Source organism: Vibrio sp. 811, assembly GCF_033339195.1.
The window spans coordinates 727,134-740,783 of the sequence record NZ_JAWOUB010000001.1 but is presented as its reverse complement, the minus strand read 5'-3'; the positions used below and the strand labels follow the sequence as shown (position 1 = coordinate 740,783).

15 protein-coding genes are annotated in these 13,650 nt (G+C 45.0%); 8 read left to right on the top strand and 7 right to left on the bottom strand.

The features are described 5' to 3' along the window. Positions 1-19: 19 nt before the first annotated feature. From flhB to R7Q46_RS03190, 6 genes are read right to left on the bottom strand one after another with little or no spacing between them, the layout of a single operon-like run. A complete protein-coding gene (gene flhB / locus R7Q46_RS03215; RefSeq protein ID WP_005375025.1) occupies positions 20-1,147 on the bottom strand; it encodes a flagellar biosynthesis protein FlhB in 1,128 nt (375 codons plus the stop codon). Continuing rightward, positions 1,144-1,920: a flagellar biosynthetic protein FliR gene (gene fliR / locus R7Q46_RS03210; RefSeq protein WP_005375027.1), complete on the bottom strand. Its 777-nt coding sequence runs from the start codon at positions 1,918-1,920 to the stop codon at positions 1,144-1,146. Before fliR ends, flhB begins: the two co-directional genes overlap by 4 nt. Continuing rightward, on the bottom strand, positions 1,920-2,189 hold the full coding sequence (gene fliQ / locus R7Q46_RS03205; protein ID WP_005375036.1) for a flagellar biosynthesis protein FliQ: 270 nt from the start codon (positions 2,187-2,189) through the stop codon (positions 1,920-1,922). The genes fliR and fliQ overlap by 1 nt, the downstream gene beginning before the upstream one ends. 12 nt (positions 2,190-2,201) lie before the next feature. After that, positions 2,202-2,960, bottom strand: a complete 759-nt coding sequence (gene fliP, locus R7Q46_RS03200; RefSeq protein ID WP_005375037.1) for a flagellar type III secretion system pore protein FliP — start codon at positions 2,958-2,960, stop codon at positions 2,202-2,204. An 18-nt stretch (positions 2,961-2,978) separates the two neighbouring features. Then, positions 2,979-3,350: a flagellar motor switch protein FliN gene (fliN, locus tag R7Q46_RS03195; RefSeq protein WP_005375038.1), complete on the bottom strand. Its 372-nt coding sequence runs from the start codon at positions 3,348-3,350 to the stop codon at positions 2,979-2,981. Beyond that, entirely contained in the window at positions 3,347-4,165 is an 819-nt protein-coding gene (locus tag R7Q46_RS03190; RefSeq protein WP_005375039.1) for a FliM/FliN family flagellar motor switch protein, read from the bottom strand. The genes fliN and R7Q46_RS03190 overlap by 4 nt, the downstream gene beginning before the upstream one ends. 379 nt (positions 4,166-4,544) lie before the next feature. Between R7Q46_RS03190 and R7Q46_RS03185 the strand changes: the two genes are divergently transcribed. From R7Q46_RS03185 to fliJ, 8 genes are read left to right on the top strand one after another with little or no spacing between them, the layout of a single operon-like run. Continuing rightward, positions 4,545-5,564, top strand: coding sequence for an OmpA family protein (locus R7Q46_RS03185; RefSeq protein ID WP_170893960.1), 1,020 nt, complete (start codon positions 4,545-4,547; stop codon positions 5,562-5,564). Next, positions 5,564-6,895: a sigma-54 interaction domain-containing protein gene (locus tag R7Q46_RS03180; protein ID WP_017820535.1), complete on the top strand. Its 1,332-nt coding sequence runs from the start codon at positions 5,564-5,566 to the stop codon at positions 6,893-6,895. The genes R7Q46_RS03185 and R7Q46_RS03180 overlap by 1 nt, the downstream gene beginning before the upstream one ends. Before the next feature lie 15 nt (positions 6,896-6,910). After that, positions 6,911-7,267 carry a flagellar hook-basal body complex protein FliE gene (fliE, locus tag R7Q46_RS03175; RefSeq protein ID WP_005375045.1) on the top strand — a complete coding sequence of 119 codons (357 nt, stop codon included), beginning with the start codon at positions 6,911-6,913 and terminating at the stop codon, positions 7,265-7,267. Positions 7,268-7,270: 3 nt separating this feature from the next. Further along, the gene (fliF, locus tag R7Q46_RS03170; protein WP_005384024.1) at positions 7,271-9,022 is read left to right on the top strand and encodes a flagellar basal-body MS-ring/collar protein FliF; all 1,752 of its coding nucleotides are present in this window, start codon (positions 7,271-7,273) and stop codon (positions 9,020-9,022) included. After that, a complete protein-coding gene (locus R7Q46_RS03165) occupies positions 8,991-10,004 on the top strand; it encodes a flagellar motor switch protein FliG (RefSeq protein ID WP_005375048.1) in 1,014 nt (337 codons plus the stop codon). The genes fliF and R7Q46_RS03165 overlap by 32 nt, the downstream gene beginning before the upstream one ends. A 4-nt stretch (positions 10,005-10,008) precedes the next feature. Further along, a complete protein-coding gene (gene fliH, locus R7Q46_RS03160; protein WP_005375050.1) occupies positions 10,009-10,764 on the top strand; it encodes a flagellar assembly protein FliH in 756 nt (251 codons plus the stop codon). Next, the gene (fliI, locus tag R7Q46_RS03155; protein WP_053350026.1) at positions 10,757-12,103 is read left to right on the top strand and encodes a flagellar protein export ATPase FliI; all 1,347 of its coding nucleotides are present in this window, start codon (positions 10,757-10,759) and stop codon (positions 12,101-12,103) included. The genes fliH and fliI overlap by 8 nt, the downstream gene beginning before the upstream one ends. 24 nt (positions 12,104-12,127) lie before the next feature. After that, complete coding sequence (gene fliJ / locus R7Q46_RS03150; protein WP_005384016.1) at positions 12,128-12,568, top strand: flagellar export protein FliJ; 441 nt, start codon at positions 12,128-12,130, stop codon at positions 12,566-12,568. A gap of 16 nt (positions 12,569-12,584) precedes the next feature. Here fliJ and R7Q46_RS03145 read toward each other — a convergent pair whose 3' ends face one another. Further along, entirely contained in the window at positions 12,585-13,643 is a 1,059-nt protein-coding gene (locus R7Q46_RS03145; RefSeq protein WP_206958283.1) for a S1 family peptidase, read from the bottom strand. Between the last annotated feature and the right edge of the window lie 7 nt (positions 13,644-13,650).

Genomic DNA, 13,650 nt, shown 5'->3' with positions numbered 1-13,650 from the left:
TTGGATAAACGCGGGTTAATCAGTGCTGCAAATGTTTTGGAATCGAAAAATGAGGTAAAGGAATTGGCTCTTTTCCCTCACCTTTACGAAAGGCTTTCAATTGCAAAACGTAAGTAAGAATATGTGCCACTGCGATGTACAGTTGGCTTGGGATTGCTTGTTCAATCGCCGTCGTGTGATAAATCGAACGGGTAAGTGGCGGGGAGTTAATGATTTCCACTTTGTTTTCTCGGGCGATACGTTGAATGTGCATAGCAGTTTCGTCTACGCCTTTTGCGACGACAAAGGGCGCGTCAGAAAGCGAAGGCTCGTATTTCAGTGCGACTGCGTAGTGCGTTGGGTTTGTGATGATCACGTCAGCCGTCGGCACCATTTTATCGATCTTACGGCGCGCAAACTGTTGCTGTATTTGACGAATACGTTGCTTTACTTCCGGACGACCTTCATTATTTTTAAATTCCTCTTTCAATTCTTGTTTCGTCATGCGGAGTTCTTTTAGGTGTTCCCAACGCTGATAAGGAATGTCGATAACCCCAAATAACAACAAGGCGAAGCCCATTAAGAGTAAGCCTTCAAACAGAATTGACATTACTAGAGAAAAACCTTGGCTTAGTGGGAGGTTTTGCATACCAAGTAATGGCTGTAAGTGGTTGTCTAAATAGCCATATAAGATGCCGAAGATGACGGCTACTTTGAACGTCGACTTTAAGAGCTCAACCACTGAGCGGGTCGAAAAAATGCGCTTTATCCCGCTCAAAGGATTAATTTTGCTCAGCTTTGGCATCACGTTCGCTGGACGGAACATCCAGCCGCCTAGCACAAGGCTACTACCACAGGTCACGATAATAATGACGGTAAACAATGGTAATAGCATGTCGATGATGACCGCTAAACTTTGTCCCAATTGCTCGACAAGTTGTTTAGGATTTTCTAGGTCGGCTCGCGTCAGCATCATGTTGTAGCGAAAGATCCCCGACATGCTTTCCCAAATACTATTAAGCTGAGAGTAAAAGTAGAGCGCCACCGCTAGAAATATAACCGCAGTAGTAAACTCTTTCGCGCGAGGAATTTGTCCTTCCTGGCGGGCTTTCTTTACCTTCTGCGGTGAGGCTTTTTCAGTTTTGTCTTGAGAAGATTGATCGCTCATGCTCCCCCCAACATAAAGTTACTCAAGTGTCTAATGGTGTCGTGAACGAGCGCCGTGTAGCGACCAGGAACACCAGAAACTGAGATTAATACGCTGAATAGACCCAGCAGCATCGTCATAGGAAAACCTAACGCATAGACATTAAGTGATGGTGCGGCTCGGTTCATTACACCAAAACTGATGTTGGCTAGAAGCATGGAAACAATAGCGGGCAAAGCCAAAGCTAGTGAAGAGGCAAACATCCAACCGAAAATATTGACAACACCTTGCAGAGAAAGCGATGTGATACCAGATCCGACTGGCCAAACAACAAAGCTTTGAATCACGATATCTATGACGAGTAAGTGTCCTTCTAGCGCGAGAAACAATAAGGTTGAGAAAATCAGAAATATGCGTCCCAAAATGGCGACAGAAAGCCCGTTAATAGGATCATTCATCATCGCCATACCTAAGCCCATTTGCAGAGAAATCACCTGGCCAAGCATGGTGAAAACGTTAAAGAGCATGTGCAAAATTAACCCAAACATTACTCCCCAAATAGCTTGCTCAAAAGCAAGGAACAGGGAAGTCATAGAGAATAACTCGACTTGTGGCATGGGTGGCATTAACGGTCCAGTAATGACAACGATCGAGAGGGCCAGTAAAGTACGAACCCAAACAGGAATAATCGCATCACCAAAGAAAGGCATTGAAATAAATACGGCTCCCACACGAAAAAACGGCCACCAGAGTTGACCGAGTATCGCCGAGAGCTCTGCAAATGTGATGGCCATTAGCCAATCATCCCTGGTATGTTGTGGAACAAGAAATCAAACAGTTCCATGATCTTACGTAGCATCCAGTGACCTGCAAAAATCACCATTAATAAGGTAACGAGCAAACGTGGCAAAAAGCTGAGTGTTTGCTCGTTGATTTGTGTGGCAGCCTGAAATACGGCGATACACAAACCGACAATTAAGCCTGGAACAACCAATACGGCAACCATCAAAATGATCAGCCATACTGCATCGGAAAATAACGTTACGGTTAGTTCTGGGGTCATAACTGCTCCTAGTTAACCGAAGCTGGCAGATAAGGTGCCAACTGTCATTGCCCAACCATCCACGAGTACAAATACCACCAACTTAAAGGGAAGTGAGACAATTAAAGGTGATAGCATCATCATACCCATTGCCATCAGGACACTGGCGACAACCAAGTCGATGACCAAAAACGGGATGAAAAGCATAAAACCAATTTGGAAGGCGGTTTTCAGTTCACTAATGACAAATGCAGGCAAGACAACGGCAAATGAAATATCCTCAACGTTTTGGTCGAGAGGCTCATTGGCAATACGTAACATTTGTTCAAGGGAGCTTTGGTGCGTCTGTGCCAACATGAACTCTCTCACTGGTTTCTCTGCAACAGAAAAAGCCTGTATTAGCGTGATTTCGCCGTTGTCGTATGGCTGAAACGCATTTTCATAAATATCGCTCCAGACAGGGCGCATAATCAGTAACGTCAATGCGAGAGCGATCCCGACCAACACTCTGTTAGGTGGGCTTTGTTGAAGACCAAGAGCTTGGCGCAAAATCGCAAGGACAACGACAATTCGAGTAAAGCTCGTCGCCATCAAAATAAATGCTGGAAGAAAACTGAGCGCCGTCATCAACAACAGAATTTGCAGTTTAACGCTGTATTCTTGTTGTGTGTCGCCATCAGAAACGGACAAGATAGTTAAGCCGTTGTCAGCCGCCATTGTTGGGAAAGCAAACAAAAGTGACACCAATACCAAAAGAGGTAACCAACGGTGCCAAGCGCTCAGATTTTTCATTGTGATGCCTACCTAAGATTATTGACCAACGCCACTCAATGCAGAGTCATGTACATCGATCAGACGAAGTCCATACTTATCATTGACAACGACAACTTCAGCGTGGCCCATAAGAGAACCGTTTACTTTCACGTCTAAAGGCTCGCCATTGAGCTTTTCCAACTCGATAACCGTGCCTTCACCCGCTTTCATTAAGTCCCCAAGTGGGATCTCCTTACTCGCAACTTCCAGCGTGACTGTGACAGGAATGCTTTTGAAAAAGCTAAGGTCACGTTCCGCAGTGGCTGGTTCTTGTTGGAGCGTATCTTCGGCTTCAAAGTCTTCTAATTGAAAATCATCAAAGTTCAGTTCTTCTGCGTCGAATGCATTAGTTTCTAGCGCTTCGCTCATCGCTGCGGTTCCTTATCAGGGTTAAAGATCAAAACAAGTTGGCCGTCTTGCTCGGCAATACGACCTGTAAATAGAGATTGGTTGCCAATGCTTACTGGAACCGTGTTAAGAAGCTCAATAGGTAAAATATCGTTGGGTTGTAAGCCAACCACATCACTTAAAGGCATCTTCTTTTTACTTAGAACAACGTTCAGTCGAACGGGGGTCGTCTCTAAAGAACGACAGAAAGGTTGAAACAAATCGGTATCAGGCTGCAGTTCAAGCTGCTCGATTAGCGTTTGAATAAGATGACCATCTAGCTTGAGATGAATTGAGCCTTGATGATCGTCAAACGCAATGTTTAATTGAACGTTAATGCCAATACCTCTAGGGGTCTCATACTCACCCGTGTCCCACATTTCACCAGGAGCAAGCCAACCGATGATGATTCGACTGATGCGCTCTTGTAAACGTAAGTCACTGGCCGTCAGAGTAGCGGCTGAACGCTCTGCACTTGCACCATAAAATCTATCAGCCAACTTTATTAGCGTGTGGGGGTTACCATGGATGAATACCATGCCGCCTTCCTGATGTTGATAGGTCGACGTTTGCTCTTTGTCCATCTCAACCGATGTAAAGCGGTGCAAGTCTACTGAGGTTAAGCTAGCTTCCACTTTTCCTGTGCTGAGCCAATTTTGTAATTCAGTCGTAAGGTTTGAGCAAGATTCTGAAATTAAATTATCGAGCTTCTCACGAATGATATGAATAGGTTTGCCTAATAATTCTACATCAAGTAGTTGACTATCAGAAATAGGCTCGCTAACTCTATTTTCCATTTATATTTTACCGTGCGTTAACAATCGAAAGTGTTTTAACTTAATGGCGTGTAGTCTACACAGAAATTTTAATGATCTTTTAGCTCCAAACTCTAAGATTGTGACTTTAGTTCACATGTTGCTTTGTTCATATAGTCATAATCTTTTAATGAAATTTAAAAAGAGTTAGTTTTCTTTATAAATCGCTTAATAAATAAAATAACAATGTTGAGCGTTTTAGTTGTTATAGATTTTTTAAATTGCCTTTATGGCGTAACAACAACTTCAAATAAATAAATTATAAGATACTGTTTTTTATGCTTAAAGCTTCCATTGGAGGCTAAGCGTGCTCTCTTGAGCGTTTTGTAACCAATTTTAATATTCAGAATAGGTAATTAAAATGATTAGCTATGCCAGTTCTCTCGGCTTGGTGGCATATTTAATTAAACGGTTTAAGTCATGGGAATGTAAGATATACATGAATCATGTCCGTTTGATAATTTGTAACACAATTATTGTTATCAGTTTTATTTTTTCAAAAGTGTCATATTCAGAAGAAGTCTTAACAATCCCTATGGACCTCTCTAAATGGACATATGAGGGAAATAAATTCAAATGCAACTTGTTGCAATCAAATAATGACTATGGGAAGTTTTATTTCCTAGCGGAACCTAATAATAAATTCTATTTTATTTCCGATATAGAATATGAAAACAATAAATGGAAAACGATTGCTTTAACAACTCAAAATGCTCCTTGGAGTGATGAGCTTTATAGAAAAGAATTTGGCTCCCTTGAATTTACCAAGCCGTCTCAGCGTTTCATCTTTAATAAAGGCGCTGAAGAATTCATGGATTCAATTGCTTCGGGTAGTTGGGTGACGCTGTCACTTAAAGGAAGTAATGCTTCCTCTGTTTCAGAGATTGTGATTCCTACTCTTCAAATTCAAAACGCATTGAAATCGTTTAATGCGTGTCGCGCGCGATTGCCTAAATTGTCTTTTTCAGAGGCAAGGGATATGGCGCTCTCATTTGAGTTTGGTCAGAAGACGTTAAGTCGTGGACAGAAAGCAACACTAGAAGCGCTGTATAGCTATGTATCTGTGGATGATCGAGTGACCAAAATCCTCATCGACGGTCACACCGATAACGTTGGTTCAAGTTTAACGAACCTTTCTGTGTCACGTACTCGAGCAGAGCAAGTCACCAATGCTTTGATTGAGCTTGGGGTCGACGAGTCGATGATCGAAACACGAGCTCATGGTTCACGTTACCCAATTGCCAGCAATAACTCGGTTAATGGCCAAGCAAAAAACCGACGTGTCACCCTACGTTTAGTGAGGGACAACGAGTATACGGCTGCGAAACACTACCCAGATCTACAATCACAAAATCAACAAACGAAAGTTAAGGTTCAATGATGACGAAAACGAAAATTTTGTTGGTTGAGCCAAATGAAGCTCTTGCTCAACCAGTATTGGATGTGTTGCAAAATGCAGGTTACACCGCGAAACACACTCGTACTGGTCGAGGCGCTTTGCTTGAAGAGCGAGCAGAAATCACTTTAGTGAGCTCTACGCTGCCGGATATGTGTGTTCGTGAGTTTGTCGCGTGTCACCAAAAGCAGCGAAATTCGGGTGTTGTTATTGCGATTGTCGACCAAGAGCAAGGCATCTTGGCTGCTGAGACGATGAAAGCGGGCGCTACTGATTATCTATTACGCCCATTTGAATCTAATCAGTTGGTTAATCTGCTTAAACGTGTTGAAGCGTTAGGTAAGCCAATGGCCAACATTGTTGCGGAGTCTTGGAGAAGCAAACAAGTTCTGCAATTGGCGCATCGTGCAGCATGTACTAACGCGAGTGTGCTTATTACAGGTGAATCGGGAACGGGTAAAGAAGTGCTGGCGCGATATGTGCATGAGCACTCTCCGCGTATCAATGGTCCATTTGTGGCGGTTAACTGTGCCGCCATTCCAGAGTCAATGTTAGAGGCTGTGCTATTCGGTCATGTAAAAGGCGCGTTCACCGGAGCGACAAATTCTCAAAGCGGTAAGTTTGAAGAAGCAAATGGCGGGACGATTCTGCTTGACGAGATTGGTGAAATGTCACCTGCGGTTCAAGCGAAATTGTTACGCGTCCTTCAAGAGCGTGAAGTAGAACGTGTTGGTAGCCATAAAGCCGTTCAGCTCGATATTCGTGTTATTGCGGCAACCAACAAAGACTTACGTGAGGAAGTTCAAAAAGGCACGTTCCGTGAAGATCTTTATTATCGATTAGATGTGCTGCCTCTGCACTGGCCGCCTTTGCGTGAAAGAAAAGAGGACATTCTACCAATTAGCCAATTCTTTATTGAAAAGTATCAAGATAGCAGCCGCTGTCACCTATCCCAAGATGCGATTAGTGCGCTGAGTCAGTATCACTGGCCGGGCAATATTCGTGAGTTGGAAAATGTCATTCAACGCGCTTTGGTCATGCGTCATGGTGATTACATTACAGCCCATGACCTGATGCTGCCTATTGAGCTTGTCGCGTCAGTTCCTACAGCAGAGCCAACTGCAAGTTTTGGTCATGTAGAAGCGAAGAAGCAAGCTGAATATCAGTTTATTTTGGAAAAGTTACGTCAGTTTGGTGGAAACCGAACGAAAACCGCAAACGCGCTTGGAGTCTCTACTCGAGCGCTACGCTACAAGCTCGCAGCAATGCGAGAACATGGTATTGATTTACAGTCGGCACTAGGCTCGGCTGCCTAATAGGAGAAAAAATAGATGGCAAGTCAACCTACTCATGCGGTCTCGGCAGAGCAACTTATGTTGTCAAAAATGCAGGCGATGCAGGCACAAGTGCAGCCGCCAGAGTTTATCGTGAGTGCAAATCCTTTAGATCAACAATCACTAAACGCACCTTTATCGTTCTCACAAGCGATGACAAATGTGTTGGATACAGTGAATCAACATCAATCAGTGGCTAGTCAAAAAATGACGGCCGTAGAAACAGGAAAAAGTGATGACCTAGTTGGTGCAATGGTCGCGAGCCAAAAAGCCAGCTTGTCCTTTAATGCTTTGATGCAAGTGCGCAACAAAGTCGTGACCTCATTTGAAGATATTATGAAGATGCCGGTGTAATTCATGTCAGAACTAACCCCCCAAGTCGCCGGAAACACAGCTATGGCTACCGGCACAGCACAGACATTTTCTACTGCCAACGGCATGGACGATGTGACAACGAAGCTGAAGCAAATCTGGTCTAGCAGTCAGAGAAACTTAGTGCTATCTGCGGTGTTAGCTGCGATTGTTGCAGCGATTATTGTGGTTGCACTATGGAGTTCCTCGCAGAGCTTTCGTCCGCTCTATAGCCAGCAAGAGCGTTTTGATATCGGCGAAATTGTGTCGGTATTAGAAAGCGAAGGCGTAAGCTACCGCATGCAAGAGCAAAATGGACAAGTTCTTGTACCAGAAGGTGAGGTTGCGAAGGTGCGCATGTTGCTTGCATCAAAAGGTGTTAAAGCTAAGCTGCCGACAGGTTTGGATTCGCTCAAGGAAGATAGCTCTCTTGGTACGAGCCAATTTATGGAAACAGCGCGTTATCGTCATGGTTTAGAAGGTGAGTTAGTACGTACTATCATGTCTTTGAACTCAGTAGCGAACGCGCGTGTTCATTTAGCAATACCTCGTCAAACTCTATTCGTCCGCCAAAACAGTGAGAATCCTTCAGCATCTGTCATGCTTGAGCTCAAACCTGGTGAAGACTTAAAGCCTGAACAAGTTGAAGCGATCATTAACCTAGTGGTCGGCAGTGTCACGGCAATGAAGCCAGAATTTGTTTCTGTCATTGACCAGTATGGCCGTCTTCTTAGTGCGGATGTCGCTTCTGCGGAAGCTGGTAAAGTAAATGCGAAATATCTTGAATACCAGAAGAGTGTTGAAAAACAGATCATCCAACGCGCAGCAGATATGCTTACGCCGATTGTGGGGCCGAGTAACTTCCGAGTACAAGTCGCTGCCGATCTGGACTTTAGCCAAGTTGAAGAAACACAAGAAATTTTGGATAACGCACCGGTTGTGCGTAATGAGCACACCATTCATAACAACTCGGTTGATCAAATTGCGTTGGGTGTTCCTGGTTCTCTAAGTAACCAACCGCCAGTGACAGGATCTGGTGAAGTGGAAACGAACGATAGCCAAAACACGAATGCGCGATCTGAAGTGAATCGTCAATATGCTGTAGGGAGCAGTGTTCGTCGTACTCAATACCAACAAGGCCAAATAGAAAAGCTTAGTGTATCGGTTCTGTTGAACTCCAAAGCTTCGCCAGATGGTGTGGCGTGGAGTGAAGCCGATAAAGAGCAAATCTCAAACATGATCATGGATGCTGTTGGTATCTCTGCCACACGTGGTGACAGCTTAAGTTTAATGAGTTTCAACTTCACCCCAATTGAAATTGATGCTCCTCCTGCACTGCCGTGGTGGCAAGACCCTACAGTACAGCAGCCAATACGCTACGTTATTGGTGGCTTGTTAGGCTTGGCGATGATCTTCTTCGTACTGCGTCCATTAATCATGCACCTAACTGGCGTTGATAAACCTGTGCCTGAGCTAAATTTTGCTGAGCCTCAGGAAGAACCTGACTACGAAAACTTGCAAACGCGTGAAGAGCGCGAGCATGAAGAAGTACTTGATCGCCGCCTATCTGAAAAAGGCATCTCAGCCTCTTCAGGTTTAGATGTAAACAGCGACATGCTACCACCAGCAGGTTCGCCATTAGAAATTCAATTGAAACACCTACAGCTTATTGCTAATGAAGAGCCAGAGCGCGTAGCCGAAATACTGAAACAATGGGTAAACATCAATGAACACAGTTCTATCAAAGCAGACGCTTAGTTATGTTGAACAAACCGCGCTCGTGCTATTAGGCATGGGCGAGGATGCCGCAGCGAAGGTTTTGCAACACTTTAGCCGTGATGAAACCCAGCGTGTGACTCGTGCAATGGCGAAGTTAAATGGCATTAAGAGCGATTCTGCTCGTGGTGTTATTCAAACTTTCTTTGAAGATTTCCGTGAGCACAGCGGTATTCGAGGAGCCTCTAAGGAATACCTATCTAATACATTGCGCAAAGCGTTGGGTAACGATTTGGCAAAAGGGTTATTAAATACCTTATATGGCGATGAAATTCGCAACAATATGCAGCGCTTACAGTGGGTGGAAGCAGAAACTCTCGCTCGTTTCATTGTGAATGAGCACCCACAAATGCAAGCAATTTTTCTAGCGTATTTGCCAGCGGACAGCTCTTCAGCGGTATTGAAGCACTTGCCACAAGATTACCATGACGAAATATTGTTCCGTATTGCTCAATTGCAAGATATCGATCATCAAGTTGCCGTTGATTTGCATGAACTCGTTGAGCGTTGCATCGAAAAAGTATCCGCAAGTCAAAGCACGCCGTTATCAGGTGTTAAGCAAGCAGCAGATATCATTAACCGCTTTGAAGGTGACCGTGGTTCATTGATGGAAATGCTGAAGTTGCATGATGAAGATGTTGTTAATGCAATCGAAGAAAACATGTTCGACTTTATGGTTCTTGGCCGACAACGCGAAGAAACTATGGACATGTTGGTGCAGCAAATCCCGCTAGAGTTGTGGGCAGTTGCGCTAAAAGGTTCCGATATTACCTTACAACAAGCTATTAAGCGTTCAATGCCGCAACGTATGGTGAAAGCGCTAGAAGATGACATGGACGCACGCGGCGCTGTTGCGTTAAGTCGAGTTCAAAAAGCACGTCAAGACATCATGCAAATGGTACGTGAGCTGGATGAATCTGGTGAAGTTCAGCTGCTTCTCTATGAAGAGCCAACGGTGGAGTAAGGTCATGCTAGAGACAAAATCAAGTACTATGCGATTGCCTCCGAGCGGGTATCGTTTACACCGTTTTCCGCCTTTAGCGCAACCTAAGACTATCGAAGACGAATTCGGGCTAGATAACCAAGGCTGGCAAGAACCTCAAATAGATATCCAACAGCAACTTGAAGAAGGTTTTCAACAAGGTTTGCAACAAGGACATGAGGAAGGCTTACGCCAAGGTATCGAACAGGGCAAGCAACAAGGTCTGTTGGAAGGCCAAAAAGAAGGTTTCCAAAAAGGCTTTGTTTCCGGTGAGCAGTCTGGAAAGCAAGGCTTTTTGGAGGCGGCGAAGCCTGTCAATGAACTTTTTCACGCCCTTTCTCGTTGGCAAGATGAAAAAGAACAGCAACAACGCCATATGATTTGTGAACTGGTACAAAAGGTAGCTCAGCAAGTGATTCGTGCCGAGCTCACTTTAATGCCTCAGCAGATCCTAGCTTTGGTGGACGAGACATTGTCTGCCATGCCTGGTAAAGCGGAAACAGTAACTGTGCATTTAAATCCGCAAGATTTAGAGCGCATTACTCACATCAATGCTGATTTGCCGCAATCTTGGAAACTGGTCCCTAATACGGAGCTTCCTATTGGTGGCTGTCAGTTAGTGACTGATGACGCAGAAGCGGATGCGAGCTGCGACTCTCGTTTGGAAGCCTGTATGGACAATGTAAAGCAACACCTTTTGGATGAAGTCAGTATTCCACAGGTAGAGTCTGAGCATGAGTAATACCCTAAGCCATGAACTATTAAGTGAGCGTTTGAGCGAAGCCTTGGCTTCGCTCGATTCAATCCCTGTTGCTCGCGTAACAGGGCGATTGATAAAAGTAAACGGCTTAATGTTACAAGCCGTAGGGTGTCGGTTTAAGCTTGAGCAGCGTTGTCTCGTAGAAACCGCGGAAGGCGATATGATCGAAGCGCAAGTTGTGGGCTTTGAACACACTATTGCTTACCTCATGCCTATCCGCCGTTTAGGCGGTCTGTTTGCAGGTGCAAAAGTCATCCCTCTTGATGGTGACAGTACCGTGCAGCTAAGCTCTCAGTGGTTAGGACGCGTACTGAATGGTTTAGGTGAGCCGTTAGATGACGGGGCACCGCTTAAGGGGGGAGAGCGAGTTTCACTTGAACCAAAACCGATTAACCCACTGAAGCGACGCCCAGTTGATACACCACTCAACGTAGGCGTGCGTGCGATTAATGGACTATTGACGGTAGGCAAAGGCCAACGTATTGGTTTGATGGCTGGCAGTGGCGTCGGTAAAAGTGTGTTAATGGGGATGATCACCAAAAACACGGAGGCCGATGTAATTGTGGTCGGGCTTATCGGTGAGCGAGGCAGAGAAGTACGTGAGTTTATCGAGAGAAACTTAACCCCAGAAGCGCGCAAGAAAGCGATCATTATCGCGGCTCCTGCTGATGAATCCCCGCTAATGAGGTTAAGAGCGACACTACTTTGTCATCGCGTTTCAGAGTATTTCCGAGACCAAGGCAAAGACGTTCTACTTCTGATGGACTCTCTAACCCGATACGCCATGGCACAGCGCGAAATCGCTCTTTCGCTCGGTGAGCCTCCAGCTTCTCGTGGTTATCCGCCCTCAGTCTTCAGCGTGTTACCTCAACTCCTAGAGCGAGCGGGTAACAGTGAAAATCAACATGGTAGCTTAACGGCAATTTATACCGTATTGGCAGAAGGGGACGACCAACAAGATCCTGTCGTGGATTCCGCGCGCGCCATCTTAGATGGGCATGTCGTTTTATCGCGTCAACTGGCTGAGCAAGGGCATTATCCCGCGATAGATATCAACGCGTCTATTAGCCGTTGTATGAATACTTGTACGCAGGACGCACACAGCACGATTGCGAATAACTTCCGTCAAATGTACTCCAACTACCTTCAGGTTAAAGAGTTACTGCCATTAGGGGGTTATCAACCAGGACAAGATCCTGAGTTAGATCAATCTGTTGCTATGTATCCAAATTTGCGTGCATATCTACAACAAGCTGCCAACGAGTCTGTAGATTACCCAACCAGTTTGACCGAGCTCGCGCAGCTTTTTCAAAGTGCTTAATCAAATGGGAGTGACAAGGCTGAAATGAAATCCAAGTTAAAAGCCGTAGGCAAGTTACAGCAAATGGAAGAAAAACAGCGTGACCGTGTGGGTCAACAACTTGATGCCATGCGTCAGCGTCACTCCCATCTTTCAATGCAATTGGAACAGTTGTCGGCGTTGAAAGGCCACGCTGGACAATCAACCCGAACCGGCCCGACGCTGACGAGCGCGGCTTTGATGAACTTTAATCGTGTTGACCAAATGCTACAAAGAATGCTTCGTCACCACGAGCAAGAGCAAGCCGTTATGCAAGCGGAATGTGCATCTGTACAGAAAACGCTAGAACACAAGCACGCACGCGTTCAAGGGTTAGAAAAAGTGCTTGAACGTTGGCGTACTAAGCAGAACTATGAAAAAGCGAAAAAAGAGCAAAAGATGATTGAAGACATCATTAACTCTCGCGTTAAGCGCAAGATATTATGATGTCTTGTTGACGCTACTAGGAGCGCGAATAATTTCTGCGGTGTCTTAGCCAACCAAACCAGCCTCCAAGCATGATCAACCCTGATCCGAGAGCACCGCCGCCACTGCTGCCGTTGTTACCAAAGCCAGATGTGTTGGTATCGACAGGCTCAAAGCCAGAGTCCCCTTCGCTATGATAATCTTCCGAACTTGCTAAGAGGGCGTTATAACTGGTTTTTACACCTGAGCTGGTTTGGGTCTCAATCCATGTTGCATAGTTCAAAATCTCGGTAAACACACTTGGAATCGCAGCGGATTCGCAAACTGAAGAACCGTAGCTCACAATGCCAATTTGCTGATACATGCCATTATTGTCTTGATAGGTGAGAGGACCGCCTGAGTCACCACGACAGATGCCAGTGTAGCTTCGTTCAGGAAATCCATTCGCACATAAACTTTCCTGAGCGTTAAACCCTGTTACCAACGAAGCGCATTGGGTGTCGGTAAGGGGTTTTACTTCTGCCCAGCGTAAATAGTTAGGGGAGCTTTCATCATTGGTTGAGGTCTGACCTAAACCGAATATCTGATAAACTGACTTGCTGCTGTAGTCTCCAAAGTCTTGCGGTAAAGTGATGGATTGGACGTTATCGGTGATAGGTCTAGTCAATTCAAGGACAGCGATGTCATTAATCCATAAATCGCTAGGCACATAATCAGGATGAATCGTGATAGAGCGAACATCTTTGAATTCTTCAACAAACACGTCATTCATCGTAGGGTTTTTGACTAGCACTCGTAGATCGTTGATTGTCCAGCCATCAGTAAAAACGCTTGGTTCTACGCAGTGGGCCGCAGTTAAAATGAAGCGGTCGTTTACAATGGTTCCCCCACAAATATTGGCAAACTGATTAGCGCCAGTTTTATGTAGAATAAGACGTGCAAAAAAAGGAAGTTGGTTTTGGGTAGCCTGCTGACCCCCAATAATTGCCGTAGAGATCCCTTGTTCTGAAAGGCGGTTATCATTTTCTACTTCAGCGGTCGTACTCAAAGATACTGCAAAACAGAGTGCGCTTAGCCATATTTGATACTGCTTCATAAACCAT